This is a genomic window from Bacillus sp. T-10(2022) (assembly GCF_056502895.1).
This window is the reverse complement of record NZ_CP113518.1, coordinates 4,146,148-4,171,888: the sequence shown is the minus strand read 5'-3', so window position 1 is coordinate 4,171,888 and position 25,741 is coordinate 4,146,148. Positions and strand designations below refer to the sequence as shown.

General features: G+C 43.2%; 27 protein-coding genes. 20 read left to right on the top strand and 7 right to left on the bottom strand.

The features are described from left to right. Nucleotides 1–7: 7 nt before the first annotated feature. The 4 genes from OSJ91_RS20390 to tpx all read left to right on the top strand — a co-directional run bounded on the left by OSJ91_RS20390 (nt 8) and on the right by tpx (nt 2,515). Complete coding sequence (locus OSJ91_RS20390; RefSeq protein WP_350299708.1) at nt 8–547, top strand: RDD family protein; 540 nt, start codon at nt 8–10, stop codon at nt 545–547. A 99-nt stretch (nt 548–646) separates the two neighbouring features. Beyond that, nucleotides 647–1,339 carry a DUF2953 domain-containing protein gene (locus tag OSJ91_RS20385; RefSeq protein ID WP_485890314.1) on the top strand — a complete coding sequence of 231 codons (693 nt, stop codon included), beginning with the start codon at nt 647–649 and terminating at the stop codon, nt 1,337–1,339. A gap of 16 nt (nt 1,340–1,355) precedes the next feature. Continuing rightward, nucleotides 1,356–1,838 (top strand): GerW family sporulation protein, encoded by a 483-nt coding sequence (ytfJ, locus tag OSJ91_RS20380; RefSeq protein ID WP_350299706.1) that lies wholly within the window; start codon nt 1,356–1,358, stop codon nt 1,836–1,838. Between the two features lie 176 nt (nt 1,839–2,014). Next, nucleotides 2,015–2,515, top strand: coding sequence for a thiol peroxidase (tpx, locus tag OSJ91_RS20375; RefSeq protein WP_101222931.1), 501 nt, complete (start codon nt 2,015–2,017; stop codon nt 2,513–2,515). Between the two features lie 207 nt (nt 2,516–2,722). Here tpx and OSJ91_RS20370 read toward each other — a convergent pair whose 3' ends face one another. After that, a complete protein-coding gene (locus OSJ91_RS20370; RefSeq protein WP_350299705.1) occupies nt 2,723–3,034 on the bottom strand; it encodes a hypothetical protein in 312 nt (103 codons plus the stop codon). A 465-nt stretch (nt 3,035–3,499) separates the two neighbouring features. Between OSJ91_RS20370 and OSJ91_RS20365 the strand changes: the two genes are divergently transcribed. From OSJ91_RS20365 to OSJ91_RS20350, 4 genes are all read left to right on the top strand, one after another. After that, entirely contained in the window at nt 3,500–4,486 is a 987-nt protein-coding gene (locus OSJ91_RS20365; protein ID WP_137018157.1) for a class I SAM-dependent methyltransferase, read from the top strand. A 177-nt stretch (nt 4,487–4,663) separates the two neighbouring features. Beyond that, nucleotides 4,664–5,869, top strand: a complete 1,206-nt coding sequence (locus tag OSJ91_RS20360) for an acetate kinase (protein ID WP_350299704.1) — start codon at nt 4,664–4,666, stop codon at nt 5,867–5,869. A 212-nt stretch (nt 5,870–6,081) separates the two neighbouring features. Then, a complete protein-coding gene (locus OSJ91_RS20355) occupies nt 6,082–6,924 on the top strand; it encodes an EcsC family protein (RefSeq protein ID WP_485890313.1) in 843 nt (280 codons plus the stop codon). Beyond that, nucleotides 6,921–7,433, top strand: coding sequence for a MogA/MoaB family molybdenum cofactor biosynthesis protein (locus tag OSJ91_RS20350; RefSeq protein ID WP_350299702.1), 513 nt, complete (start codon nt 6,921–6,923; stop codon nt 7,431–7,433). The genes OSJ91_RS20355 and OSJ91_RS20350 overlap by 4 nt, the downstream gene beginning before the upstream one ends. Before the next feature lie 57 nt (nt 7,434–7,490). On the opposite strand, the gene OSJ91_RS20345 is transcribed toward OSJ91_RS20350, so the two are convergent. Beyond that, a complete protein-coding gene (locus tag OSJ91_RS20345) occupies nt 7,491–7,805 on the bottom strand; it encodes a hypothetical protein (RefSeq protein ID WP_101222925.1) in 315 nt (104 codons plus the stop codon). Between the two features lie 213 nt (nt 7,806–8,018). Here OSJ91_RS20345 and OSJ91_RS20340 point away from each other — a divergent pair, with 213 nt between their 5' ends. Further along, a complete protein-coding gene (locus OSJ91_RS20340; RefSeq protein WP_402938900.1) occupies nt 8,019–9,224 on the top strand; it encodes an argininosuccinate synthase in 1,206 nt (401 codons plus the stop codon). Then, entirely contained in the window at nt 9,221–10,600 is a 1,380-nt protein-coding gene (argH, locus tag OSJ91_RS20335; protein WP_485890312.1) for an argininosuccinate lyase, read from the top strand. The genes OSJ91_RS20340 and argH overlap by 4 nt, the downstream gene beginning before the upstream one ends. A 57-nt stretch (nt 10,601–10,657) precedes the next feature. Here argH and OSJ91_RS20330 read toward each other — a convergent pair whose 3' ends face one another. Next, complete coding sequence (locus OSJ91_RS20330) at nt 10,658–11,092, bottom strand: universal stress protein (protein WP_214791049.1); 435 nt, start codon at nt 11,090–11,092, stop codon at nt 10,658–10,660. Nucleotides 11,093–11,344: 252 nt separating this feature from the next. Between OSJ91_RS20330 and OSJ91_RS20325 the strand changes: the two genes are divergently transcribed. Continuing rightward, nucleotides 11,345–11,914 (top strand): hypothetical protein, encoded by a 570-nt coding sequence (locus tag OSJ91_RS20325; protein WP_350299699.1) that lies wholly within the window; start codon nt 11,345–11,347, stop codon nt 11,912–11,914. Nucleotides 11,915–11,995: 81 nt separating this feature from the next. Here OSJ91_RS20325 and OSJ91_RS20320 read toward each other — a convergent pair whose 3' ends face one another. Then, nucleotides 11,996–13,093: a M24 family metallopeptidase gene (locus tag OSJ91_RS20320; RefSeq protein WP_485890311.1), complete on the bottom strand. Its 1,098-nt coding sequence runs from the start codon at nt 13,091–13,093 to the stop codon at nt 11,996–11,998. Between the two features lie 120 nt (nt 13,094–13,213). On the opposite strand from OSJ91_RS20320, the gene OSJ91_RS20315 reads away from it, so the two are divergent. From OSJ91_RS20315 to OSJ91_RS20305, 3 genes are all read left to right on the top strand, one after another. Next, nucleotides 13,214–13,894 (top strand): metal-dependent hydrolase, encoded by a 681-nt coding sequence (locus OSJ91_RS20315; RefSeq protein ID WP_485890310.1) that lies wholly within the window; start codon nt 13,214–13,216, stop codon nt 13,892–13,894. A 198-nt stretch (nt 13,895–14,092) separates the two neighbouring features. Then, a complete protein-coding gene (locus tag OSJ91_RS20310) occupies nt 14,093–14,317 on the top strand; it encodes a hypothetical protein (protein ID WP_350299696.1) in 225 nt (74 codons plus the stop codon). A 71-nt stretch (nt 14,318–14,388) separates the two neighbouring features. Continuing rightward, nucleotides 14,389–15,708 carry a DRTGG domain-containing protein gene (locus OSJ91_RS20305; protein ID WP_137018167.1) on the top strand — a complete coding sequence of 440 codons (1,320 nt, stop codon included), beginning with the start codon at nt 14,389–14,391 and terminating at the stop codon, nt 15,706–15,708. A gap of 25 nt (nt 15,709–15,733) precedes the next feature. Here the strand turns inward: OSJ91_RS20305 and OSJ91_RS20300 are convergent, their stop codons facing one another. Next, nucleotides 15,734–16,036, bottom strand: a complete 303-nt coding sequence (locus OSJ91_RS20300) for a YtpI family protein (protein ID WP_034309143.1) — start codon at nt 16,034–16,036, stop codon at nt 15,734–15,736. A gap of 168 nt (nt 16,037–16,204) precedes the next feature. Between OSJ91_RS20300 and OSJ91_RS20295 the strand changes: the two genes are divergently transcribed. Then, nucleotides 16,205–17,143 carry a DHH family phosphoesterase gene (locus OSJ91_RS20295; protein WP_485890309.1) on the top strand — a complete coding sequence of 313 codons (939 nt, stop codon included), beginning with the start codon at nt 16,205–16,207 and terminating at the stop codon, nt 17,141–17,143. A 68-nt stretch (nt 17,144–17,211) separates the two neighbouring features. Here the strand turns inward: OSJ91_RS20295 and ytrI are convergent, their stop codons facing one another. Together ytrI and ytrH are read right to left on the bottom strand one after the other, a co-directional pair. Further along, entirely contained in the window at nt 17,212–17,715 is a 504-nt protein-coding gene (ytrI, locus tag OSJ91_RS20290) for a sporulation membrane protein YtrI (RefSeq protein ID WP_350299694.1), read from the bottom strand. Continuing rightward, nucleotides 17,712–18,047, bottom strand: a complete 336-nt coding sequence (gene ytrH, locus OSJ91_RS20285) for a sporulation membrane protein YtrH (RefSeq protein WP_034309135.1) — start codon at nt 18,045–18,047, stop codon at nt 17,712–17,714. Before ytrH ends, ytrI begins: the two co-directional genes overlap by 4 nt. A 155-nt stretch (nt 18,048–18,202) precedes the next feature. Here ytrH and dnaE point away from each other — a divergent pair, with 155 nt between their 5' ends. The 5 genes from dnaE (at nt 18,203) to accA (ending at nt 25,527) form a co-directional block, all read left to right on the top strand. Next, nucleotides 18,203–21,589: a DNA polymerase III subunit alpha gene (dnaE, locus tag OSJ91_RS20280; RefSeq protein WP_485890308.1), complete on the top strand. Its 3,387-nt coding sequence runs from the start codon at nt 18,203–18,205 to the stop codon at nt 21,587–21,589. Nucleotides 21,590–21,701: 112 nt separating this feature from the next. Next, entirely contained in the window at nt 21,702–22,943 is a 1,242-nt protein-coding gene (ystJ, locus tag OSJ91_RS20275) for an NADP-dependent malic enzyme (protein WP_485890307.1), read from the top strand. 5 nt (nt 22,944–22,948) lie between these two features. After that, entirely contained in the window at nt 22,949–23,578 is a 630-nt protein-coding gene (locus OSJ91_RS20270; RefSeq protein ID WP_350299691.1) for a FadR/GntR family transcriptional regulator, read from the top strand. Between the two features lie 90 nt (nt 23,579–23,668). Beyond that, complete coding sequence (gene accD / locus OSJ91_RS20265; protein WP_230176751.1) at nt 23,669–24,532, top strand: acetyl-CoA carboxylase, carboxyltransferase subunit beta; 864 nt, start codon at nt 23,669–23,671, stop codon at nt 24,530–24,532. Continuing rightward, the gene (accA, locus tag OSJ91_RS20260; protein ID WP_350299690.1) at nt 24,529–25,527 is read left to right on the top strand and encodes an acetyl-CoA carboxylase carboxyl transferase subunit alpha; all 999 of its coding nucleotides are present in this window, start codon (nt 24,529–24,531) and stop codon (nt 25,525–25,527) included. The genes accD and accA overlap by 4 nt, the downstream gene beginning before the upstream one ends. The last annotated feature ends 214 nt before the right edge of the window (nt 25,528–25,741 follow it).

Here is a 25,741-nt window from a genome sequence, read left to right as displayed (position 1 = left end):
CTGAAGGATGACGGAAAGAAATGAAAATAATGAACAAATCGCTTCAACCAATCTAATGGCAGATCAAGAGATTCCCGTTCAGCAGGGATTTTCAACAGCCAGTAAGGCCGTGGATGATGATGGTGTCAAGAAAGTTCATTTTGCCGGTTTTTGGATGAGGTTTTGGGCCTATTTAGCCGATCTATTGGTTATCGGAAGTTTGAACCGGATTTTGATTCATCCCATCTTCAAGTTTTATGAAGGGACAGATGATCTCTGGTTTTCCGCAGAGGGCTTTTTAACGGGGGTCGTATTCTTCTTATACTTTGTTTTGATGACCAAATTCTTGAACCAAACTCTTGGTAAAATGATTTTTGGACTGAAAGTCGTTGCATTGAAGGAAGAGAAAAAAAACATTTCATGGGGAACGATTTTGTTCAGGGAGCTGATTGGCCGCTATATTTCAAAGGTCACTTGGATTGGCTATCTCTTGGCAGGCCTATTACCGAAGAAACAGGCTTTGCATGATGTCTTTGCAGACACGGGCGTAGTGTTGATCAGAAGATGATTTTTTCCATTCATAAATCTGTAAGAGCGTGATTTTCGCTTTTGCAGGTTTATTTTTTTTGCATATGCCGATAATGATAGGCTGAAGGGGTGTGGGTGCATGAAGTGGCTTTTGTTGATAATAGGTATCCTCATTTTGGTGCTGCTTATTGTTGTTTTCACTAAAGTAAAAGTGTCCATCGACTACAAACGTGTCCAAACGAATGACCTAATACATATTAAATTATCAGCTTGGTACGGGCTTTTTCACTATACACTCAAGGTTCCGGTCATGAAAATGGAAGATGACTCGGCAACTGTAGTAGTAAACGAAGAAAAAGAAATGAACGGAAAAACAAAAAAGGAAGAAAAGAAAAAAATCACAGCCGAAGATCTGCGTGACGGATTTGCAGACATTCTGGAGATGCTTCAGCATATCATCGGATTCCATAAGATCGTCCGTCACTTCGCTGGGAAAGTCCAAGTCAAAAAATTCTCCTGGCATAGTAAGGTCGGTACTAAAAACGCTGCACACACCGGTGTCTTAACTGGAGCATGCTGGGCACTCAAAGGTTCCATCATCGGGTTGCTGACAAGCTATTTCAACTTCCGGATCATGCCCTCCTATTCCATTACACCCGACTTTCAGAGATGGCAGGCAAACACGTCGATTTCCTGCATATTACAATTTAGAATCGGGCAGGCTATGGTGACTGGAATAAAACTGCTTCGTTATTGGAAAGGCGGGAAGCCGCATTTCAAGTCGAGGAAATTAGCGAAGCTATCAGGTGATTCCAATAAACAATCGTTCTAGAGTGGAGGGAATTTAAATGTCAGATCATCCGATCCAAGGTTTAATGAAAGAAGCTATGGAAAATCTGAAAGAAATGGTCGATGTGAACACGATCATCGGAGATCCGGTGGAAACTCCGGATGGAAGTGTCATTTTAACCGTATCCAAAGTGGGATTTGGTTTTGCAGCCGGTGGCAGCGAATTTGTGATGGATGGAAACCAGCAAGGACAGCAAGGTGGTTCCAAGCAGCCCTTTGGCGGCGGTAGCGGCGGCGGGGTTTCCATAACACCAATTGCCTTTTTGATTGTCGGTTCCCATGGGGTGAAAATGATCCATCTGGATGAAGGGACGCATCTTCTCGAAAAAATGATGGATTTAGCTCCTCAAGTCGTCGATAAGATCCAGTCCATGCTATCCAAGAAAGACAATAATCAAAAGCAGGGCAGTAATCAAAACCAAGGCGGCAGTCAACAAGCTGCAAAAAGGTACCAAGAACCTAAAATGGATATTGATTTCTAACTGCGACTCGGCATCCGCCGAGTTTTTATTTTTGCTGCAGTATGTCATTACAGATTCAAAAGCTTGGATGTCATGTACAAGCACCAATCACATTTCCCAATTCAATTAATTGCAAAATTCCGGCAAAACAAATATTATTATGCTTGTACATATAGCAGAAAAAGGAGGAATTTTTAATGGCTTCAGTTACATTTAAAAACAACCCGATCACTTTAGTGGGACCAGAACTAAAAGTTGGGGACAAAGCACCTGATTTTACAGTATTGGCTAATGACTTATCTCCGGTTACTTTAAACGACTCCAAAGGTTCTGTCCGCATTATCAGCGTGGTTCCATCCGTGGATACAGGTGTTTGTGACGCACAGACACGTAAATTTAATGAAGAAGCGGCAAAATTGGATAATGTAAAAGTACTTACGATCAGTAACGATCTTCCTTTCGCGCAAAAACGCTGGTGTGCTGCCAGCGGCTTGGATAATGTTCAAGTTCTTTCCGATCACCGTGACCTTTCATTCGGTGAAGCATATGGTGTAGTCATGCAAGAACTTCGTCTATTGGCTCGCTCTGTATTCGTAGTGAACAGCTCTGATGAAATCACATATGTAGAATATGTAAGTGAAGGCACCAGCCATCCTAATTACGAAGGTGCAATCGAAGCGGCTAAAGCGGCAAAATAAGATGCGAATTCAAAAAAAACCGGGCGCAATGTGCCCGGTTTTTTGTTTTAATGTTGATTTTCTTGTTGATAAACACCTTGTCGTTGAAGTGGACAGGTCCTTTTTAGGCTCTAATATTCATTTAAGTTGTGGTTATTATTAATTTCTGAGGTCGATCGATACAGTTCGGTTCTTTTGACTAGATTCATTTATTATATGCTGGATCAGTTAAGGCTCGAAAGTCGGACCATTTTGTGGTAAAACAACCTTGCCAGACCACTCTTGCCCATTAGGTGTTCCAACTCTTATGTCAATTTCATTAGGCCACGACGGCAATTGTCTCGGTCCTGGGAAAAACCCCTGTTGTTGCCCTGCTCGAAATCCTTCTCGATATCCTTGTCGATACCCTTGTCGAAATCCTTGTCGAAACCCTTGTTGAAACCCCTGTTGTTGCCTGTTTAATTCATCTGCTGACTGAATATCATGTTGCTGATTTATCGGATTAACCTGCCCATGATAGTTTTGATATTGATTATCCATATATAATCACCACCTCATGCATGGTATTCTGTTTGGGCATTCATTGAGCCTATCCAAATAAAAAAAAAATACAGGGCAACAACACTACCCGTATTTGAGTTTTTAGACAAAAGGTTTTCCATCTAATTTCAAAACAAAGTTGATTGGAACATAAGGTACGAGACTCCTGCGGGAAAAGCGTGTCTAGGGGAGACCCCGCAGGCGCAAGCCGAGGAGGCTCCCCGACCGCCCGCGGAAAGCGAGTGCCTGAAGTGGAAATCAACGTCCAAATTTTACACCTTGTATTTAATTTACCTTTTACTTACTCATGGTTAAAATTTTGCGCGAGAGATTCCTTATATGCGGAATTTCAAAACGGAAAACGGTACGCTAAACAAACGAAGAATGATAAGCAGGACGTACGGCTTGTATCTCTTTCTTCTTACCTTTAAAATAGGGACAGAAGCAAACAGGAGGAATTAATAAGTGAAGTCTACCCCAGTTGAACAATTATTTTATGAATTTGATGAAACAGCCCAAATATTGCAAAGTGAACTATCATGTACGTATCTGGATGCCTTAGGTGAAACGGGCGAGAATTTCTTCGAAGGGAAAGTCCTGCAGGAGGAAATCAGTGAAGTATCGAAAAAAAGGTTAGTGAAGCATTATGCAGATTTTTCACCAGAGAAATATGAAAAAGAAGCAATCCGAAAAGCGTACCAGCTTGCCATTTTAAAAGGCATGCAGCAGAGCGTTCAGCCGAATCATCATATGACTCCTGATGCAGTCGGCATGTTCGTCAGTTATTTAGTCGGTAAATTCACAAAGGATCAAAAAGAGATAGTCATGCTCGATCCAGCCATCGGAACGGGGAACTTACTATTTGCGATCTTGAATCAACTTACTGATAAAAACATCGCTTCATATGGTGTCGAGATTGACGAAACCTTGATCAGGCTTGCTTATGCAGGTGCCAACCTGCAAGAACACCCGCTGCAATTTTTTAACCAGGACAGCCTGGAGCCGCTTTTCATCGATCCTTCAGATGTTGTGGTCAGTGATTTGCCGATTGGTTATTATCCGAATGATGTACGTGCAGCTGAATATGAATTGAAGGCCGATAAGGGACATTCGTATGCACACCATTTGTTTATTGAACAAGGTGTTAAACATGCGAAGGATGGCGGACATCTATTCTTCATTGTCCCGAATAACCTGTTCGTCTCGGAGGAAGCGCCGAAACTCAATGATTTTCTGAAGAAGCATACACATATCCAAGGGATGGTGCAATTGCCGCTTTCCATGTTTAAAAGTGAAGCGGCTGCGAAAAGCATCCTGATCCTTCAAAAGAAAAAAGAGGGTATCGAAGCACCGAAGAAGGCATTGCTCGTACAGCTTCCGAAGTTGTCGGATTTCGAAGCGACCAGGTCTGTCATGCAACAGATGGACGATTGGTTTAAAGAGGAAAAATAGACAATGAAAGCTGATGCCCCGGGCATTGGCTTTCATTTTTTTATTTGAGAGTGATTATTTGCAATTATTCATTAATATTTGGTTGAATTCGCTTGTCATGATAAGATTGTTCAATATACTGCATGTTTCGTTGAGATAACATTGGAAGAACTAGCTTAGAGAAAAGGAGCAGGATGGATGTCAAAAATCATGGCTATTAATGCGGGCAGCTCTTCATTGAAGTTTCAGCTTTTTGAGATGCCTAGTGAAAAAGTAATTACAAAAGGTCTTGTTGAGAGAATCGGCTTGAAAGATTCCGCATTTACTTTAAGCTTCGAAGGCGAAAAGGTATCTGAAACGATGGATATACCAAATCATGAAGTGGCTGTAGGGCTTTTATTGGAAAAGCTGATTGACCATCGCATCATTGACTCCTTTGAAGAGATAGAAAGCGTAGGGCATCGGGTGGTGCATGGCGGTGAGGTATTCAGCGAATCGGTCTTGATTACGGAGGATGTAATAGAGGAAATCGAAAAGCTTTCCGAGTTGGCGCCCCTTCATAATCCCGCCAATATCACCGGGATCAAAGCCTTCAGGCAAGCACTGGGTGATGTGCCAGCGGTTGCGGTATTCGACACTGCCTTCCATCAAACGATGGCAGCAGGTTCCTATTTGTACAGCTTGCCTCTTGAATATTATGAAAAATACGGAATAAGGAAGTATGGGTTTCATGGTACTTCACATAAATATGTATCACAGCGGGCAGCCGTAATGATTGGCCGCCCAATTGAACAGCTTCGATTGATATCGTGCCATTTAGGGAATGGTGCAAGCATCACGGCCATAAAGGGCGGCAAATCAATTGATACATCAATGGGATTTACACCATTGGCCGGTGTTACTATGGGAACTCGTTCAGGGAACATCGACCCTGCATTGATTCCTTATATCATGGAGAAGACGGGTAAAACAGCAGATGAAGTTCTGGATGTCCTGAATAAGAAAAGCGGCATCCTGGCCCTTTCCGGTTTTTCCAGCGACCTGCGCGATATTCAAGTTGAAGCGGATAAAGGCAATGAGCGGGCTGAACTCGCACTTAAAGTATTCGCAGACCGAATTCACAAGTACATTGGCTCCTATTCAGCTAAAATGGGAGGTGTGGATGGCATCATTTTTACAGCGGGCATCGGTGAAAACAGTCAAACCATTAGGGGGCGAATCTTGGAGGGACTTGAATTCATGGGGGTATATTGGGATAAGGATCTCAATCGCACCTCGGGCAAGGAAGCGTTCATCAATGCACCCTATTCCCCTGTAAAAGTCATGGTCATCCCCACTAATGAAGAAATCATGATTGTCAGGGATACCATGAAAATAGCTTTGAGCGAGACTAGGAAAACATGACTTCCTGTTTTTTTATAATGATCCCCTTATCCCTCTGGTAAGGGGTCTTTCCCATAAAATTTCCTCCTTGAAATCCGACTCCTCATGGAGTTTATGCCCATGCAGCCAATCCCCATTAATACTGAATTCCCATCATCCGTTCTCTGAAAAGCTGTCCTCTATGGTATACTTAAGGGAGAATCCACCAATTCTGTACATAGGAGGCTTGATGCATGGAATTCACGAACCGGGAAATGAAAATTTGGAATGAAATTAGTGAATGGCAGGAAAAGCTTTATCAATATGAGCCCACGGACCTTGCTGCTTTGTATGATAAATGGTTGGAGCAGGGGTTTGCCCTGCTTCCTGAAAACGTCCAACAACAGTTTTTTGAAAAGCTGGATACCTGGCTTTTTCATTTACATGCCATGGTTCAGAGCTCACAAGTTCAAATAGATGCAAGAGAGCGGATTTTAGCATCTGCGCGCGTGTTTAATGAAGATATCGAAACGCTGAGTGATTTGAATCACTTATCGATCGATCAGTTGAATTACATAGCCAATCAGCATATCGCTAAGCATCGCTTATATTCATTTGCACAGGGCGGGATGAGCGGATCAGGAGGCCTGCTTCTGCTAGGGAGCGATATTCCGGCCATGACGGTCATCAATGTCAGGATCGTACAGCTTATTGCGATGTCTTATGGTGTCGAGGTGAATACGCCGTTTGAAATGATGCTGGCCCTTAAGGTATTCAATGCAGGAGCGATGCCAAAGAGGCTCCAAGGAATAGCGTGGGAAGAATTGATCCGCGAGGTCCAGACCGCAGAAGATGACTATTTTTATTTAGGAATCGAAGAACTGACAAACCCTACCTGGATGGAACAGCCTCTGAAGCAGCTGTTGAAAGCATTATCCATTACTGTTTTTCGAAAAAAACTGGTTCGGGGCATACCGTTCTTCAGCATGGCCATCGGGGCTGGATCCAATTATCAAATGACCCGGAGTGTCAGTGAATTTGCCCAGAAGTTCTATCAATATCGTTATTTACTGGAGAAGAAGGCTGATGAAGAATGAGTGTCAAGAATCATAAAAAAGCCGTCACGGAGGCAGTTCGCTGCATGGTGATAACCGTCAGCGATACACGTAATGAAGAAACGGATAAAAGCGGAGCACTGATGATGGAATTGCTGAAATCGAATGGTCATGAAGTGAATGAATATGTAATCGTTAAAGATGAGCGGAAAGCGATTCAGGATGCGGTCACTTCTGGCAGCCAAATCAGCAAGGTCGATGTCATATTAACAAATGGTGGCACTGGCATCGCCAATAGGGATGTAACGATCGAGGCGGTCAAAGAGTTGATGACCAAGGAAATTCCCGGTTTTGGCGAGATTTTTCGAATGCTCAGTTATCAAGAGGATATCGGGTCTGCCGCCATTCTATCCAGGGCGATTGCCGGAGTCGTGAACAATAAAGCCGTTTTTTCCACCCCAGGCTCATCAGGGGCGGTTCGGCTTGCGATGAATAAATTGATTCTTCCGGAATTGGGACATGTCGTTGGTGAACTTCGCAAGGATTTATAAGAGGATGCAAAAAAAGCCACAGTTTTAAACTGTGGCTTTTTTTGCATGGAATAGGCCTTAATTATGCATCTTTTCACTTACGACTTGATTGGCACGATACCATAGCCATAAATCATTGATGATGGAAGCAAGTTCCGCAATTTCGGAATTGAGCTGGCATGATTTGGCGAAATTACTTTCATCGGAGAGCCGAAACTGCTTTCGGTTAATGGTGGATTCCAGTTCCTTGATGCGGTCCGGGATGCTTCCCCGGATATTCTCCCAGTGTACGAGTATTTGCTGTTGCTCGCCTTTTGTATATTCATCCCACTCCAGATTCAAATCGGGAATTGAGATGCCAAGCCGTTCATCAAAGGTAAATAGTTCTTTCATATGCCCTCCACTTTTCGATTTATCATACTCCTAGTTTACTATATTCCCGCGGAAGCATCCAATGTGTAAATTCACTAAAATTATTAGCGGATTATTTAGCAAAATCTTTAAAATACCCCTTGTATTCCTTTAATAAAGATGATAAAGTACTAATCATAGATTGAATAAAAATAACAAACGATGAATTTTTATTCACACGAAAGGACGATGGAAATGGAAAATCAAAAAGTTGTTTTAGCATATTCCGGAGGTTTGGATACTTCCGTTGCAATTAAATGGTTACAAGATCAAGGGTACGAAGTTGTGGCATGCTGTTTGGATGTCGGTGAAGGAAAAGATTTGGACTTCATTAAAGAAAAAGCGATCACTGTTGGTGCGGTAAGTTCCTATGTCATTGATGCGAAGGACGAATTCGCTGATGAATTCGCATTGATGGCTCTTCAGGCACATACTTTGTATGAAGGGAAATATCCATTGGTATCAGCTTTATCACGTCCGCTAATCGCAAAGAAATTAGTGGAAGTGGCTGAAGCGGAAAACGCGGTAGCCGTTGCGCACGGTTGTACGGGAAAAGGAAATGACCAAGTGCGTTTCGAAGTATCCATCTCCGCCTTGAACCCTAATTTGCAAGTTCTTGCACCTGTTCGTGACTGGAAATGGTCTCGTGAAGAGGAGATTGAATATGCAGCGAAAAATGGCATTCCCGTTCCGATTGGCATGGCGAGTCCGTTCTCGATTGACCAAAACCTTTGGGGAAGAAGTAACGAGTGTGGAATCCTGGAAGATCCTTGGGCAGCTCCGCCGGAAGAAGCATATGATTTGACTACAAGCCTTGAATGTACGCCAGATACTGCCGATATCATTGAAATTGGTTTTGAACAGGGTGTGCCGGTTACATTAAATGATAAAAACTATAAACTGGCTGACCTGATTGTCGAGTTGAATCAAATTGCCGGCAAACACGGAGTTGGACGTATCGATCACGTTGAAAATAGATTAGTAGGAATCAAATCACGTGAAGTCTATGAAGCTCCTGGTGCGATGACATTGATAGCTGCACACAAAGAACTTGAAGATATCACGCTTGTAAAAGAATTGGCGCACTTCAAGCCGGTGATTGAGAAGAAAATGACTGAATTGATTTATGAAGGACTTTGGTTCTCTCCGCTTCAAAAGGCTTTGGCTGCATTCCTGAAAGAAACACAAGTGAATGTAACGGGTACGGTCCGTGTCAAACTATTCAAAGGTCATGCGATTGTTGAAGGAAGAAAATCCGAGTACTCCCTATATGATGAAAAATTGGCTACCTATACAAAAGCAGACGAATTCGATCATGATGCAGCAGTTGGATTCATTAAATTATGGGGACTTCCAACGAAAGTGAACAGCATGGTCAATAACAAGAAGGTGACAGTGTGAGCAGCAAGCTTTGGGGAGGAAGATTCACGAAATCCGCCGAAGAATGGGTAGATGAGTTTGGAGCTTCCATTTCCTTTGACCAGGAACTTGTCCTTGAAGATATTCAAGGCAGTTTAGCTCATGTAACCATGTTAAAGCAGTGCAACATTTTACCTGAAGAAGATGCGGATCAGATCGTTGCAGGTCTGAAAAGTTTACAGGAAAAGGCTGAGAAGGGTGAATTGACTTTTAAGGTTGAGATGGAAGATATCCATCTTAACCTGGAAAGTATGCTAATAAGCGAAATCGGTCCAGTTGGCGGAAAGCTTCATACAGGAAGAAGCCGTAATGACCAAGTTGCAACCGACCTTCATCTATATATGCGGAACCAAACGAAAGTGATCCTGGAACTCATCAATGATTTGCAAATAGCGATTTTGGGACAATCCAAGAAAAATGTGGAAACGCTAATTCCAGGTTATACACATTTGCAGCGTGCACAACCCATTTCATTTGCGCACCACTTAATGGCTTATTTTTGGATGCTTGAGCGTGATAAGCAGCGCTTCACCGAGAGTTTCAAAAGGATCAATATTTCTCCATTGGGTGCTGGGGCATTAGCTGGGACGACTTTCCCGATTGACCGTGCCCTCAGTGCCGAGCTATTGGGGTTTGAGGGTATTTACGAAAACAGCCTTGATGCGGTAAGTGATCGTGATTTTGCCATTGAATTCATGAGCAACAGTGCGACAATGATGATGCATTTATCCCGTTTCAGCGAAGAAATCATTCTCTGGTCAAGCCAGGAATTCCAATTCATTGAATTGGATGATGCCTTTTCCACGGGAAGCAGCATTATGCCGCAAAAGAAAAATCCTGATATGGCGGAATTGATCCGTGGTAAAACAGGACGGGTTTATGGGAACCTAACGGGGTTATTGACTGTTTTGAAAGGACTGCCGCTTGCTTATAACAAAGATATGCAAGAAGATAAAGAAGGCGTTTTTGATACGGTTAAGACCATTGTTGGTTCACTTAAAATATTTGCCGGCATGATTTCAACGATGAAAGTGAAAACGGACATAATGGAAAAAGCAACAAAAAATGACTTCTCGAATGCGACTGAATTAGCTGATTACCTGGCTTCAAAGGGGATGCCTTTCCGTGAGGCGCACGAAGTAGTCGGGAAGCTTGTATTGTTCTGTGTCCAGAATGGCTGCTATTTAGTCGACCTGAGCATTGAACAATTCAAGGAAGCTTCCGATTTGTTTGATCATGATATTTATGATGCATTAAATCCTTATGAGGCAGTTAAACGCCGTAACAGTGCGGGCGGTACAGGTTTTGCCCAAGTCCTGCTGGCGATTGAAAAAGCGGAAAAACTGGTAAGTGAATAACAGGAAAAAGCTCGTTCACCAATTTGGCGAACGAGCTTTTTATATCATTTTCTTTTATCAATTCGTACGCACGACCATTACATCACAGTTAGAATGGCGAACTATGCCTTCCGACACGCTGCCGATAAGGAAACGTTCGACTGCGTTAAGGCCCGTTGCACCGCATACAATTAAATCAATCGAATGCTTTTTCGCTAAATCCCTTGGAATTTGAACTTTAGGAGAACCATAGGCAACTTCTGTTTGGACCTTTGCAATCCCGGATGCAATGGCTTCCGTTTTATACTTGTCCAATAGCTCATTGGCAAAGGTTTCAGAGTGATCACGGATAGTCATATCATAAGCTTCGACAGTAGGGAAATTCCTTGTATCCACGATATGTGTGAGCACAAGGGTAGCGTCACTGAGTTTTGCTAAATAGATTGCCTTTTTTAGGGCCCACTCTGCTTCTTCCGAACCATCCACTGCTACAAGAATATTTTTATAATCTATACTATTCAAGTGAATCTCCTCCTTCTATTTCATACCTATTATACTATGATTTACCTAATGGATCTGATTTCAATTGTAACAAATTAGCGAATGTTTTTGCCAATGATCTGGAAATTACCAAATGAAAAAAATGAATATAGCCTTATTATGATGAAAAGATAAGCACCAATCATTGCATAAGCGAAACGCTCACCTTATTTACCTTATTTATTCATTTATGGTAAATTTAATGTGAGAGGGGAGTTTTTTTCTTTGAGTGTTTCAAGAATAGTAAACTATGCATTATCTTTATACGTGCTTTTGTATGCTTTGATCTATTTCATTTATATTTTTTACATCAATTTTGTACATGTTTCAATCAGTTTAATGAGTATATCAGCACTGCTGCTTCCATTTGTTCTTTTACTATTTTTTCAATGGATTTCATGGAAATATACCGATCAGCATAATAAAAGGAAAATCAAAATTAGATTTATAGTCATATCAGGCCTTGGCTTTTCTCTTCTATTTTATTGTGTTTTTAGGTTAGGGGTAAATGAATATGAATCAAGGTTCACCACCGAAAGATGGTTAAATGATGATGAAGGAAGAGTGTACCTGGTAGATGACTTAATCAAAGATCATGAATTGATAGGCAAGACAAAAGAAGAAGTGTTCACGCTTTTAGGGTCTCCAACAGAAACGGAATATTTTAAAGAGAAAGATAATGTTGTTTATTATCTCGGTGCCGAGAGGGGAATCATAAGAATAGATAGTGAATGGCTGGTCATTTCGTTTGACGGCAGTGATAAAGCAATGAAGTATGATCTGCGGACCGATTAGTTGAAATGTTGAATAAATACCCCCGTCTTAAATGAAGGCGGGGGTATCCGGGTTTCGTTATATTAAATGGTTATTTCAGTATCACTTTATGATTTGCAGGCTCTTCGGGAATTTGGTCAAAACCTCACAGCCTGCATCCGTGATCAATAGATCATCTTCAATCCTTACGCCTGCAACATTCGGAACATATATGCCAGGTTCGATCGTATAAACCATTCCGGATTGAAGTTTTAGAGAATTCGTTTCAGTCAAGGATGGATACTCATGGACGCTGATCCCAAGTCCGTGACCGAGCCTGTGCGGGAAGAATTCACCGTATCCCTTATTGCTGATGATGTTTCTGGCCGTCAAGTCTATCTCGGAACAGGATACACCAGGTTTACTGGCTGCAACGGCAGCTTCTTGTGCTTTAAGTACAGTTTCATATATTTCTGCCTGTTTATCATTGATATCTCCGTATGCGACCGTTCTAGTGATGTCAGAGCAGTACCTTTCATGAACGACGCCAAGGTCAAAGAGGACGAGGTCGCCGCGTTGAACCTTCGTATTCCCAGGTGTGCCATGTGGGGAAGCGCCATTTTTGCCAGTCAGGACCATGGTGGAAAAAGACATTTGGCTGACTCCTGCCTTTTTCAATTCGAATTCTATCGCTGCAAGGATTTCCATTTCCGTTTTACCTTCATGAATTTCGTTGACACCCACTTCAATCGCAAAGTCGGCAAGGCGGCATGCTTCACGGATTTTGACCATTTCATCTTCCGACTTGATCATTCGCATCCTTTGAAGTTTTTCTTCTGCGGAAACGAGCTTTGGAGCGCCGAAGTGTTGTTGGACCTTTTCATAACGCTCTACATTCATATGCTCTTTTTCAATGGCCATTTTATGAATGGATAACCCGCGATTCTCCACTGCTTGCTTAACTTTTCCCCAAGGATCTTCGATGTCGGTGTATCCAATGATATCTCCATCCCATCCAGCCTGTTTAGCATCCGGAACTTCCATCTGCGGGCAGACAAGGAATGGTTCGGCATTTGCAAAAATGGCAAGTGCCAGCAGTCTTTCATGAGGATCACTAAAAAACCCGCTTAAATAGAAGATGCTCTCTGTAGATGTAAGTAAAGCGGCTTCAGCCTCATTCGCCTGTAGCCAATTTTGTAGTTCTGTCAAACGTTCATTCATGACGATACCTCCATTAATAAGATATAATTACCATAGCAATATTTAAAAGTATAGTAAATGGGAAAGGCCTAAGAAAGCTACCTAAAAAAAATTAGTGGGTATGGGAAGGGAGCAGCAAAAATGAAAGTATCTTTTCATGGACATGCAGTTGTAAAAGTTGAAACGAATGGTAAAACGATTTTAATCGATCCATTCATTACTGGAAACGAATTGACCGATTTGAAAGTAGAAGATGTGAAACCGGATGTGATCATCTTAACACATGGCCATAATGACCATGTCGGTGATACGGTTGAATTGGCCAAAAGGGATGATGCACTTGTCATCGGCATTGCAGAGATTGCCGACTACCTGGGTGCTCAAGGAGTCAGGACCCACGGGATGAGCATCGGAGGAGCTTTCGAGTTCGACTTTGGAAAAGTGAAACTGACGCCAGCATTCCATGGAACGGGATTCAATAACGGAGATGGGCAAATCATTTATTTAGGAATGCCTGCTGGCGTATTGCTTACGATAGAAGAGAAAACGATCTATCATGCAGGGGATACAGCGGTATTTTCCGATATGAAATTGATCGGGGAGCGACATCCGATTGACTTGGCATTCTTGCCAATCGGCGACAATTACACCATGGGCCCGGAAGATGCAGCACTTGCAGCGAAATTCCTACAAGCCAAACAAGTCGTGCCGATTCATTACAATACTTTCCCTGTCATCAAACAGGATCCTGAAAAATTCATCGACTTGCTTGAAGAGGGAAATGGACTGATCATGGAAGCCGGGGATGAAATAGACTTTTAAAAGAAGCGGGAGCCTTTAGAGCTTCCGTTTTTTTATGTGTATCGTGTGGGTTGACCGGCTGAAATGACGGGTCTTCCCAGCAGCATTTCCTTTCACGCAGGTTATTACAGCAATCGGAAAGTAAAGTCTCGTTTTGCAGCCAAGTCTTTTTTCCTTTCAAAGGCATAAAATGAATAGATGAAAAAAAGGGGGGATTGGATGAAACAGAGGTTATTACTGTGTTTGCTTCTATGCGGTGTGATGCTGTATTATGCCGTACCGCGTTTGTCGTTGGAAAGTGGCGGTCTGGAGGCGCTGTTTGCTGGATCCTGGCTGTTGTTTGCATTGTTGGCGGTAGCTGGAAACTTGACGGGCATACTGTATTCTCCTAAGAAACAAAAGGTAAAACGACAGCCGGAATACAAAAGGTTGCGCCAATACTAGTAGTTGTTTGATAAACTAGGCTCTTTGACCTTATAATGGAGAATAGGAATACCGTGAAAAGGGTGAAGCGCTTGGCTACAAAGCATGAACAAATATTGAAACATATCGATGGGCTCCCTGTCGGCGAAAAGATTTCCGTCCGTCAAATAGCGAAAGCATTGAATGTTAGTGAAGGTACGGCATACCGGGCAATTAAAGAGGCGGAGAACCAGGGCTACGTGAGCTCGATTGAGCGGGTAGGCACGATCCGCATTGAGAAAAAGAAAAAAGAGAATATTGAAAAGCTCACTTTCGCAGAGGTAGTCAATATTGTTGACGGACAAGTTCTGGGCGGGAAAACGGGACTTCATAAGACCTTAAATAAATTCGTCATCGGGGCGATGAAGCTGGATGCCATGATGAGATATACGGGTGCAGGAAACCTGCTGATAGTCGGGAACCGTACACAGGCCCACGAGCACGCGTTAAAAGCGGGTGCAGCAGTGCTGATCACCGGGGGATTCGATACGGAAGAGCCCGTTAAAAGGTTAGCCGATGAATTGGAGATGCCAGTCATCTCAACAAGTTACGATACGTTTACCGTCGCAACGATGATCAATCGGGCAATCTATGACCAATTGATCAAAAAGGAAATCTTGCTGGTGGAGGATATTTTGACACCCGTACAGGAAACGACCTTTTTAACGGTGGGTGACCGGGTTCAGACTTGGCATGAACTGAATCAGGAATCCGGGCATAGCCGTTTCCCTGTTGTCGATGACAATATGAAGGTTCAAGGAATGGTCACATCAAAAGATATCATCGGACAGGAAGAGCTGACGCTCATTGATAAGGTGATGACGAAAAACCCGATGACCGTAGGCGATAAAATGAGTGTGGCATCTTCTGCACATATGATGGTTTGGGAAGGGATTGAGTTAATCCCGGTCGTGAATGACAGTCATATCCTCAAGGGTATCGTGAGCAGGCAGGATGTCCTGAAGGCACTGCAAATGAGCCAAAGGCAGCCTCAGGTCGGCGAAACGATCGACGATACAATCACAAGCCAGCTTGTGATGACTTCAAATCGGGGCAAGGGCGAGGAAGTGTATAACTATGGAGTCACTCCGCAGATGACCAATTACCTTGGGACCATTTCAAGCGGTGTGTTCACGACATTGGTCACCGACTCAGCAAATCGTGCACTTCGAAGCTATAAGCGCGGTGACTTGGTCGTGGAAAACATGACGATCTATTTCATCAAGCCAGTCCAGATCGACAGTACGCTTGAAATCCATCCGCGTGTCCTCGATGTAGGACGTAAATTCGGAAAAGTGGATGTTGAAGTGTTTAACCAAGGCAAACTAGTTGGCAAGGCGATGTTGACTTGCCAATTGCTCGACCGATCATAAAATAAAAAGGATAATCGAATTTCGATTATCCTTTTTGATTTGCAGCTTCTTCGATTGCATGCGGCAAATAAAATTTATACATTTTATAGCCGCCCCAAATACTGAATAGGCCAACGAAGATGAAAACGGCAGCAATGATATAAGTGATGGTCGTGTGGAATAGAAAAAGCTGATTGATTCCGAATAGTGCGACAAACGCACCGAGGGCAATGGAAGACTTCCCTGAAATCCACTTTTTCTCCATCGGCATTCTGGTTCGGACCGATTTGATTTTATAAAACAGATAGACCCCTAATGAAAGAACGATCAAGGTGACAAGAATAGGCATCGTTTGAAATTCCCCCAATTTAACATATGTACCTTTTTATTGTAGCGGGAAATGAAAGAGAATGCCACAGTAAACAAGATGAGTCTTCCTATTTCCGCAATTTTTTGATTAAATGAAATATATCATCTTTATTAGGCTCGATAATACATATGTTAAGGGGAGATCTATATGAAAGCTGAAATATTAGCAGATATAAAGCGTTATGATACTATCATTCTCCATCGTCATGTCCGTCCAGATCCGGACGCTTATGGTTCACAGGGAGGATTGGCGGAAATCCTGAAAGCATCTTTCCCCGAAAAGCGAATTTTTACGGTCGGGAAAGAAGAACCGTCATTGAATTACTTAAGAAGGTTAGATGTGATTTCGGATGAAACATATGAAGGTGCTCTGGTCATCGTTTGTGATACCGCAAATACGGACCGGATTTGTGATGTACGGTACACAAGGGGGGATAAACTGATTAAGATCGATCATCATCCCAATGAAGATCCATATGGCGATATGCGCTGGGTCGATACATCGGCAAGTTCGACAAGTGAAATGATTTATGAGTTTTACCAATTCGGGAAAGATGAAGGCTTGAAGATGAGTGATGAAGCGGCACGCCTTCTATATGCAGGCATTGTTGGCGATACAGGTCGTTTCCTATTCCAAAGTACGACTGAAAAGACATTTGCCTATGCCAGTGAGTTGATTCACTACTCGTTCTCCCGCCCCCAGTTATATCAGGAGATGTATGACGTCGAGGAAAGCATAGTCCGGTTGAATGGCTATGTGCTGCAGCATTTTGAAATCCTTCCATATGGAACGGGGAAAATGATCATCACAAAAGATATACTTGAAAAATTCCATGCTTCTACATCTGAGGCATCTCAGCTCGTTTCCTCACTCGGTTCGATTAAAAATGTTAAGTCTTGGGTCTTCTTCATTGAAGAGGATAAAGAAATCAGAGTCCGTTTCCGTTCTAAAGGACCAATCATCAATACGATTGCCCGTAAATATAACGGCGGAGGCCACCCGCTTGCAGCAGGGGCGTCGATTCATTCCTGGGATGAAGTGGATAATATCCTTGCCGACATGGAAGAGTTGAATAAAGCGGAATGAAAAAACTTAAAGACCAAATCGCATATGATTTGGTCTTTAAATTTGGTAGAATTCAATTAAGCCAACATCTAAGAAGTAGTCCTTTTTAGTTTGATTTCAATATTCATTTTCGTATAAAACATGATCTCGACGACTTCAAGTCGATAGCGCTTTTTATTGATGGTCACGATCTTATTTTCTATCGATTTTTTCAAAAGCACCTTTCCGTCATAGACACTGGCGACATCTTTGGCGAGAAGAGAGGAAAGGTCGTCCTCAATCACATCCTCCGCTTCTGCAATGCTCAGCCGATCCAGACTGTATTTTTCATTCGTGATGGTTACTTCCACTTCCTGAATCGTCAGGATTTCCTCGTTTTTCTCGTTCAATTTTTTATAATCCTGCTCCCAAATTGCGATTTCCCCGTTTAAATCCTTGATCTCTTCTCTTTGTTCGTGAAGGGTCCGGATCTGCTTTTCCTGCTGGACACCATGCATATAAAAGAAAATCACCCAGCTGATCAATCCGCCAAGTGCGGCTCCGGCAAAAAAACGCTGCCAGGTGGGAGACCTGTGATAGGGAGGAATTCTCATGGTGAAATATGCTCTTGCGTGAACCAGTTTATGATCAGTGCTCCTGTCTGTGCCCCTCCAAGTGCAGATAGAATCAATAGGACCTGCTTGACTATATCCTTCGTTTCTCCGTGGAAAATACCGCGTTCGAAATTATAGACCATATCAAAAGTACCCCCGATCGCAGCGACAATCGCCCAAATACGAAGGCTGTCCGACAGCCGGAATACAGTCGTCATCGGGGCTTGTCCAGTAAAAAAAGCCGCAAGGCCCCCGATGATCGAGCCGCCAAGCAATACGCCAAGCGATATGAAAAAGCTGTTGAGAAAGGCTGGAACAAAGGCTTCATTCATATATCATCATCCTTTTTTGCTTGATATTCTTCTATTCCATATATATGGGAAGTTCAGAGGTAATATGATAGTCGCCGGAAATCAGGAAGTTAAATTGCATTGGTAATGAGAACATATTTTCTTTTTTTGAAATAAACACTATAATGAAAAGAAACATGCCTTACAAAGGTGGGAGAAAAAACGTGTATACTCATCTCCATATTCAGAGCGGATACAGCCTGCTGACAAGTACGGTGAAGATCACTGAACTTGTGGCCAAAGCGAAAGCGGATGGCTGTACAAGTCTTGCCTTAACCGATCGAAATGTTATGTACGGTTCGGTCTATTTTTATAAAGAATGCAAGAGACAGGGTATAAAGCCGATCATCGGCATACTTGCGGATGTCCTTGATGAACGGGAATCGTCACATGGACTTCTTTTATTGGCAAAAAGTCTGCAAGGATATCAAAACCTGCTTAAAATAAGCAGTGCCATAAAAACGAAATCCCCGTCAGGCATTCCGATGAATTGGCTAAAAGCCTATTCCAGGGGTTTGATTGCAATCACACCGGGTGCGGAGGGGCAAATAGAAACGCTATTGAGAGAAGAAAATCCTGAAGAAGCCAAACAGGCAGCAGGGCGATTTATGGAAATTTTTGGTCATGATGATTTTTATGTATCCATACAGAGACTTTCGATTGCGGATGAGGAAAGAGGTAACGAAGCCATAAGTCAGCTGGCGAGAGATTTAGAGATAAAGATTGTCGCGACGAATCCGGTCTATTATTTGAATGAAAGCGATGCACTCGCACAAGAAGTCCTGTTGGCAATTGGAAATGGCGACAAGCTGGCGGATGAGACGCATACGGTTCTTGAATCAGATCAATTTTATTTGAAAAGCCGGGCTCAGATGGCAGAACTATTCCATGACAGACCGGATGCACTCGAAAATACACTACATATTGCCGCGCAATGCAATCTGGAAATTCCATTTCATCGTTCACTGCTGCCTAAGTACCCTACTGAAGATGGAGTCACAGCCGAGGAAATGCTCGAAGCCATCTGTTTCCAGGGATTGAAGAAAAGATTGCCGGAGCCATCCATTCAATATGAAGAGCGCCTACGATATGAATTGGATGTCATCACCAAGATGAAATTCAGCGATTACTTTTTAATCGTTTGGGATTTCATGAAATTCGCGAAGGACCATCAAATCCTGACTGGTCCTGGAAGGGGCTCTGCCGCCGGATCGATGGTTGCTTATGTCCTGTCGATAACGGATGTCGATCCAATCGAACATTCCTTGCTGTTCGAGCGTTTCCTGAATCCGGAACGTGTCTCGATGCCGGATATCGACATTGACTTTCCGGATAACCGCCGCGAAGAAGTGATTGCCTATGTCGCGAAGAAGTACGGGGAACTTCATGTAGCACAAATCATTACATTCGGAACATTGGCTGCCAAGGCTGCGTTAAGGGACACAGGACGTGTTTTCGGCTTGAATTCAAAGGAACAGGAAGCGGTATCGAAAATGATTCCAGGCCGTCTGGGCATCACGCTTCCCGAGGCTTTCAAGGAATCGAAAAGGCTCAGGGAATTCGTTAATGAGAGTGACCTGAATCAAAAACTTTTTCAAACCGCGTTATTGCTTGAAGGTCTGCCTCGCCATGCTTCGACTCATGCTGCCGGCGTCGTCATCAGCGACCAAGCACTGACCGAGCATATTCCGATTCAGGGAGGGCATGACGGAATCCATTTGACTCAATATCCAATGGACCTTCTCGAAGAACTGGGACTTCTTAAAATGGATTTTCTTGGACTTCGCAATTTAACGCTCATCGATAATATTCTAAATAACATTAAAAAGGGAACGGGGAAAAAGCTCGACTTGTCCCATATCCCGATGGATGACCCCGAGACGCTAGCCCTTTTAGGGAGAGGGGAAACAACTGGGGTGTTTCAATTCGAATCGGATGGCATCCGAAAGGTTTTGATCAAGCTTAAACCGAACCGATTCGAGGATATCGTCGCGGTCAATGCCCTATATCGTCCAGGTCCGATGGAAAATATACCGCTGTTCATCGAGAGAAAACATGGACTGGCTCCGATTGATTACCTTCACGAGGATTTGAAGGATATCCTCGAGCCTACATACGGGGTCATCGTATATCAAGAACAAATCATGCAAATTGCCTCCCGTTTAGCCGGGTTTTCACTAGGGGAGGCTGACCTGCTCCGCCGTGCCGTTTCCAAGAAGAAGAAGGATGTACTGGATCAAGAGCGGCAGCATTTCGTGAGCGGCTCATTGAAACAAGGATATTCCGAAAAAACGGCAGATGAGATTTATTCCTTGATTGTCCGCTTCGCTAACTACGGATTCAACCGAAGCCATGCGGTGGCGTATAGTTTCATCGCTTATCAGCTTGGTTACTTGAAAACCCACCATCCGGAATATTTCATGGCAGCACTCTTGACATCGGTCGTCGGGAATGATGAAAAGATTTCGCAATATATCCGTGAAGCAAAAAAGAAAGGGATATCGGTTCTGCCTCCCTCGATTAACCGGAGCGGATACCCGTTTTTACCGGAAAAGGAAGGGATCCGTTATAGCCTTGGAGCCATAAAAGGGATAGGCGGTACGGTCCTGAAAGAAATATTTGCTGCGAGGAGGCAGAAGAAGTTCGCTGATTTATTCGATTTCTGTTTGCGCGTTTCAGGGAAAATCGTAAATAGGAAAGTGTTGGAGGCGCTTGTGCATTCAGGTGCATTTGATGAATTCGGTGAAGACCGGGCAACATTGTTGGCGAGCTTGGACGTAGCGATCAATCATACGGAATTGGTTAATCCGGATGATGACCTATTCGATATGTTTTCGGATGGCGAGTTTTCACTCAAACCGAAATACAACCGGGTCGATCCCATCCCTATCGAGCACAAACTCTCATTGGAAAAAAGCGCATTGGGGCTTTATCTGTCGAATCATCCGGTGACAAGCTACAGAGAACTTTTTCAGCACTTCGGATGCTTGACCATAGATGAAGCTACCGATAAAAAGGAATCAAAAGTCTTACTTGGCGCATACATTACGTCGGTTAAAACAATAAGGACAAAAAAGGGCGATGTGATGGCTTTCTTGAGTGTTAGTGATGAAGAGGGGGATATTGAAGCGGTCGTTTTTCCAAATGTTTATAAAAACCACTCTGCCGACTTGAATCATGGACAACTCGTTATGCTGCAAGGAACATTGGAAGAGCGGGATGGAAAAACACAGCTCCTGATCAGGAACGTATACCCGCTTGAAAAAGTGAAGCAGATGAAAGAGGAACAGAACGGAACGATATTCCTGAAAATTGAGGCCGGCAAGCAAACGAAGGATACACTGCAAAAAATAAAAAAAATTTTAACGCAGCATAGCGGTGAAACCAAGGTCATGCTTTTTTACGAGAGGGAAAACCGCTATGTACAGCTATCTTATTGGGATTGGGTCAATCCTTCAGATAGTCTGATGCAGGCATTATTTGACTTGGTCGGAAAAGGGAATGTGGTTTACAAGAAAGAATAACTGTTTTACAACTTTAATAGTTATGTTATATTGAAAACAGGCCGCTGTGGTCTGACCACTAGATTTCAGCATATAAGATATGGGTTATCCAATTTGTTTTAGGAGTGAAACTATGACATTAAGAGAAGAAGCATTGCATATGCACCGCTTGAATCAAGGAAAATTAGAAACAGTTTCGAAAGTACCGGTACGGAATGCAGTAGATTTAAGCCTGGCTTACTCTCCTGGTGTCGCAGAACCGTGTAAAGATATTTACGATAAGCCGGAAACCGTCTATGACTATACAATGAAGGGGAATACTGTTGCCGTTATTTCTGATGGAACGGCTGTGTTGGGACTTGGAAACATCGGTCCGGAAGCTGCTATGCCGGTTATGGAAGGAAAAGCCGTATTATTTAAAAGTTTCGCTGGAGTGGACGCTTTCCCAATCTGTTTAAAAACGACGGATGTGGACAAAATTGTAGAGACCGTTAAATTACTCGAACCGACTTTCGGCGGAGTGAACTTAGAGGACATAGCCGCACCAAATTGTTTTGAAATTGAAGAACGACTCAAGAGAGAAATGAATATTCCTGTTTTTCATGATGATCAGCACGGTACAGCCATTGTTACTGTTGCCGGTCTAGTGAACGCGTTACGACTTGTGAATAAATCAATGTCGGAAATAAAAGTGGTGGCGAATGGAGCAGGCGCTGCGGGCATTGCCATCATTAAATTGCTTTATAGCTATGGAGTTCGTGACATCATCATGTGTGATACGAAGGGTGCCATTTATGAGGGCCGTTCGACAGGTATGAATGATACAAAAGAACAAGTGGCGAAAGTCACCAATCGAAATAAGATTTCAGGACCTTTGGAAACTGTCATTCAAAACGCTGATGTATTTATCGGTGTTTCTGCCGCAGGTGCATTGACAAAAGAAATGGTTTCTTCGATGAATCGGGATGCGATCATTTTCGCGATGGCTAATCCAGATCCGGAAATCATGCCGGAAGATGCGAAAGCAGCGGGTGCCAAGGTTGTAGGAACAGGCCGTTCGGATTTCCCGAATCAGGTCAATAACGTCCTTGCTTTCCCAGGGATTTTCCGTGGTGCCTTGGATGTACGTGCAACACATATCAATGAAAAAATGAAGGTTGCTGCAGTACAAGCCATTGCCGGTTTAATACAGGAACATGAGTTAAACGAAGACTACGTTATCCCTGCTCCATTTGATGAGAGGGTAGCACCTGCCGTTGCGGCTGCTGTTGCCAAGGCAGCGATGGAAACGGGAGTGGCTAGAATTAATGTGAATCCCGAGGAAATTAAAGAAAAAACAAGGAAATTAGCGATCATTGGAAAAAGTGAGGAATAATTAATTTGGCAGGTCGTACATCTTCATCCAAAATTTATCTCGATGTAGTTGAGAGCCTACGTAGCATGATTGAAGCGGACAGCCTCCTGCCGGGAGATAAAATCCCATCAGAACGGGAGTTATCGGATCGTTTTAATGTAGGCCGTTCCTCTGTCCGTGAAGCATTGCGTGCCTTAGAGCTATTAGGATTAATAGAAACAAGGCGTGGTGAAGGGACGTTTATCAGGGATTTCCAGGAGCATAAGCTAGTCGAGCTTCTGGGAACCTTTTTTTTGCAAGATAAAAAAGTACAAGAAGATTTGTCTGAGACGAAAAGGCTGATTGAAATTGACTGTTTGCGGATCGTCGCCTTTTTCGCTACGGCTGAGGACATCAAAAGATTAATGGTCTGGGTCAAAGCGGATGAGTTTCATGATGATGATTTCTTTTTAAGGATTGCCATTTTGAATCGCAATCGATTGCTGGAAAGAATTTGGCGCATTGTCAACAGCTATGCTAGAACATCAGAGATGGTACAGGGTAATGTGAAAAAAGAAGATTATCTGTCACTTCTTACATATTTGCTCGAACGTGATGAAGAAAAAGCCATCGAAACGTATCTTATTAGAATTAGAAATATGTCGAAGGTCGAGTGACACCTTTTTACACGATACTAATTTTATTTCTGATATAGTTTGTACCAAGTATCATAAAATAGATAATTGGTGGTAAAGGGAGGATTAAGCTTGCTTAAAGAGCTATTTGCGAAGTCTAAGAAGAAATATGCAACGGTTCCTTTAGATCGGGAGAAACAAGATGTACCAGAAGGGATCATGACAAAGTGCACCGGCTGTAAAAAAATCATGTATACAAAAGAATTGGTGAAAAACAAGAAAGTTTGTTTACATTGCGGGCATCACCATCCGATGTCTTCCCATGAGCGCATCGAATTTTTATTCGACGCCGGCAGTTTTAATGAATTTGATAAAGAAATGATTTCCGTTAACCCGCTTGAATTTCCGGATTACTTAGAAAAATTGGAAAAAGATAGAAAGAAAGCCAAGATTAATGAGGCGGTTGTCACAGGAGTTGGAAGCATCAATGGGTACCAAGTTTCAACAGCCATAATGGATTCGAATTTCCGGATGGGGAGCATGGGCTCCGTTGTTGGGGAAAAAATTACCCGTGCCATCGAACGTGCAGGTGAATTGAAGATTCCGTTCATCATATTTACGGCATCAGGCGGCGCTCGGATGCAGGAGGGTGTTTTAAGCTTGATGCAAATGGCAAAGACAAGTGCAGCACTTAAGATATTCAGCAATGAAGGCGGGCTGATCATATCAATGATGACCCATCCTACCACAGGTGGGGTTTCGGCAAGTTTCGCATCACTTGGCGATATTAACCTAGCCGAACCTGGAGCCCTTATTGGTTTTGCGGGAAGACGGATCATTGAACAGACGATCCATGAAGAGCTTCCTGAAGATTTCCAAACGGCTGAATTCTTGATGAAACACGGCCAATTGGATGCGGTCGTCAAACGGACGGAAATGAAGGAAACCTTGACGACGATCCTTAAAATCCATGCCCCGGGCGGTGAGTGGTTATGATTTACGAATTGGAGTTCGAGCGTCCCATTACGGACCTCAGAAATAAGATTAAAGAGCTAAAGTCTATTTCGAAGGATGCTGATGTAGACCTTACCGCTGAAATCGAAACATTGGAAAAGCGTTTAGAGAAGCTGGAAGTGGATATTTATAACCATCTTAAACCGTGGGATCGCGTTCAGATTGCCCGGCATCCAGCACGTCCGACGACGCTTGATTACATTCCGCTATTATTCAATGACTTCATCGAGTTTCATGGTGATCGTTATTATGGGGATGATGAAGCGATTGTCGCTGGAATCGCGCAATTTGATGGACTTGCCGTGACGGTCATCGGCCATCAACGAGGTAAGGATACGAAGGAAAACATCCGTCGTAACTTTGGCATGCCCCATCCTGAAGGCTATCGAAAAGCATTGCGTCTGATGAAACAGGCTGAAAAATTCAACCGGCCGATCATTTGTTTCATTGATACGAAGGGAGCTTTCCCTGGTAAAGCTGCTGAAGAGCGCGGGCAAAGTGAAGCCATTGCGAAAAACCTTTTCGAAATGGCAGGGCTGAAGGTACCGGTCATCAGTATAGTCATCGGTGAAGGCGGAAGCGGAGGTGCATTGGCACTTGGCGTCGGAGACCGAATTTTCATGCTTGAGAACTCAACATATTCGGTAATTTCCCCTGAAGGGGCTGCAGCCTTGCTGTGGAAGGATGCCTCCCAGGCTAAGAGGGCTGCGGAATCGATGAAAATCACGGCTCCCGACTTAAACCGCTTAGGAGTCATCGATGAGATCATTCCTGAAGTGAGGGGCGGCGCCCATCGGGATTCGAATTTACAGGCTGAAGCCATCAAGGATATCCTGAAACGTTCATTCAATGAACTTCTGCCATTGAATAGTGATGATCTTATCAACCAGCGTTATATGAAATTCAAGAAAATCGGTGAATATGAATTTGCAAAACAACCTGAGGGCGAACCTAAGGAAGTGGAACAGCATTCATAAACACATATTGTAAATGGAAAAACGTGCTGCCTGGGGCAACACGTTTTTTCATCCTTTCATGGGCGCATATGTATTCATTACCGAAACGAGTAAAGAATATGGTTTGTGTGTAGAATGTAAACTTTTACGCCATTTTACTTCAATTTCTGAAGAGAATCGGTTAGGCTTATAACATCAAGTGAGCATAAGTGAAACAAGTTACTGCTTATTGAAG

Bases quoted from the DNA above. Each gene is read 5' to 3' on its own strand.
- OSJ91_RS20390 (WP_350299708.1), top strand. From the start codon at position 8: ATGACGGAAAGAAATGAAAATAATGAACAAATCGCTTCAACCAATCTA.
- OSJ91_RS20385 (WP_485890314.1), top strand. From the start codon at position 647: ATGAAGTGGCTTTTGTTGATAATAGGTATCCTCATTTTGGTGCTGCTT.
- ytfJ (WP_350299706.1), top strand. From the start codon at position 1,356: ATGTCAGATCATCCGATCCAAGGTTTAATGAAAGAAGCTATGGAAAAT.
- tpx (WP_101222931.1), top strand. From the start codon at position 2,015: ATGGCTTCAGTTACATTTAAAAACAACCCGATCACTTTAGTGGGACCA.
- OSJ91_RS20370 (WP_350299705.1), bottom strand. From the start codon at position 3,034: ATGGATAATCAATATCAAAACTATCATGGGCAGGTTAATCCGATAAAT.
- OSJ91_RS20360 (WP_350299704.1), top strand. From the start codon at position 4,664: ATGTCAAAAATCATGGCTATTAATGCGGGCAGCTCTTCATTGAAGTTT.
- OSJ91_RS20355 (WP_485890313.1), top strand. From the start codon at position 6,082: ATGGAATTCACGAACCGGGAAATGAAAATTTGGAATGAAATTAGTGAA.
- OSJ91_RS20350 (WP_350299702.1), top strand. From the start codon at position 6,921: ATGAGTGTCAAGAATCATAAAAAAGCCGTCACGGAGGCAGTTCGCTGC.
- OSJ91_RS20345 (WP_101222925.1), bottom strand. From the start codon at position 7,805: ATGAAAGAACTATTTACCTTTGATGAACGGCTTGGCATCTCAATTCCC.
- OSJ91_RS20340 (WP_402938900.1), top strand. From the start codon at position 8,019: ATGGAAAATCAAAAAGTTGTTTTAGCATATTCCGGAGGTTTGGATACT.
- OSJ91_RS20320 (WP_485890311.1), bottom strand. From the start codon at position 13,093: ATGAATGAACGTTTGACAGAACTACAAAATTGGCTACAGGCGAATGAG.
- OSJ91_RS20315 (WP_485890310.1), top strand. From the start codon at position 13,214: ATGAAAGTATCTTTTCATGGACATGCAGTTGTAAAAGTTGAAACGAAT.
- OSJ91_RS20310 (WP_350299696.1), top strand. From the start codon at position 14,093: ATGAAACAGAGGTTATTACTGTGTTTGCTTCTATGCGGTGTGATGCTG.
- OSJ91_RS20300 (WP_034309143.1), bottom strand. From the start codon at position 16,036: ATGCCTATTCTTGTCACCTTGATCGTTCTTTCATTAGGGGTCTATCTG.
- OSJ91_RS20295 (WP_485890309.1), top strand. From the start codon at position 16,205: ATGAAAGCTGAAATATTAGCAGATATAAAGCGTTATGATACTATCATT.
- ytrI (WP_350299694.1), bottom strand. From the start codon at position 17,715: ATGAGAATTCCTCCCTATCACAGGTCTCCCACCTGGCAGCGTTTTTTT.
- ytrH (WP_034309135.1), bottom strand. From the start codon at position 18,047: ATGAATGAAGCCTTTGTTCCAGCCTTTCTCAACAGCTTTTTCATATCG.
- dnaE (WP_485890308.1), top strand. From the start codon at position 18,203: ATGCCTTACAAAGGTGGGAGAAAAAACGTGTATACTCATCTCCATATT.
- ystJ (WP_485890307.1), top strand. From the start codon at position 21,702: ATGACATTAAGAGAAGAAGCATTGCATATGCACCGCTTGAATCAAGGA.
- accA (WP_350299690.1), top strand. From the start codon at position 24,529: ATGATTTACGAATTGGAGTTCGAGCGTCCCATTACGGACCTCAGAAAT.